At 72.9% G+C, this 877-nt stretch carries 1 protein-coding gene and 1 pseudogene; both read left to right on the forward strand.

The features are described from left to right. Nucleotides 1–667, forward strand: a 667-nt coding sequence (locus tag D7X55_RS39815) for an endonuclease domain-containing protein (protein WP_121725712.1), incomplete at its 5' end; no start/stop codon positions are given. Continuing rightward, a pseudogene (locus D7X55_RS39820) lies at nucleotides 648–877 on the forward strand (hypothetical protein); the annotation flags it as partial. The gene D7X55_RS39815 and the pseudogene D7X55_RS39820, both read left to right, overlap by 20 nt.

An 877-nucleotide genomic window follows, 5' to 3' on the forward strand; every position in this document is an offset into this window, starting at 1 on the left:
GTACCGGGGGCTGCGGGTGGCGGAGGCGCTGAGCAGCGCGGTGCCGGCGCTCGCGGTGGCGTGCGTGGTGTCCAGCGAGGCACTGGGAGCGTTCCTGGCGGGCGGGGAGACGCGGCTGAAGGCGCTGGTGCGCGAGGGCGTGCTGGAGGTGCCGCCGGTGCCCTCCGAGTCCGCGAGCGTGGTGGCGACGCTCCAGCAGTTGGAGCACGCGGGGGCTCCGGACGCGCAGCGGGTGAGCGCCGCGGAGGTGGCGCTGGCGGTGCTGACGGGCGCGGGCGAGGCGGGCGCGGACCGGGCTCGCAGCAAGGCGGAGGCGTACCTGCGCGACCGGCTGGAGGAGCACCCGGGTACGGCGGGCCTCTTCGAGCTCAACGTCCGGCTGCATCCCGAGGACAAGCGCTCCTGGGAGGTGGACCTGTTGTGCCGGCGCTTCCGCATCGCGGTGGAGATTGACGGCTACCACCACTTCCAGGAGCCGGAGCGCTTCCGGCGCGACCGGCGCAAGGACCTGGACCTGCAGCGCGAGGGCTACTGGGTGTACCGGCTGCTCGCGACGGACGTGCTGTCCCAGCTGGAACACATCCTCCACACCCTCGACACGTTGATTGAAGCCCGGAGGCGCGAGCTGCCCGGGCGGGAGCCCCGACATGGACACCGACACCCCTGACACCCGGCTCCAGGGCCTGGCCCTGGCATGGCTTTCGACGCGTTCGGAGAAGAAGGCGGGCACGCGCAGCGAATTGGCGAAGACGCTGCACGCGTTCGTGGAGCACCGCTGGAGCCGGGGCGAGTGGACCGGCCGGTTCGACACGCTCCTGACGGGCCTGATGGACGGCAAGCTCGTGGAGGCGCGGGGGCGTTCGGGGCTGGCGCTGAC

Origin of the sequence: Corallococcus sp. AB049A (assembly GCF_003668885.1) — a bacterium.
GTDB lineage: Bacteria > Myxococcota > Myxococcia > Myxococcales > Myxococcaceae > Corallococcus > Corallococcus interemptor.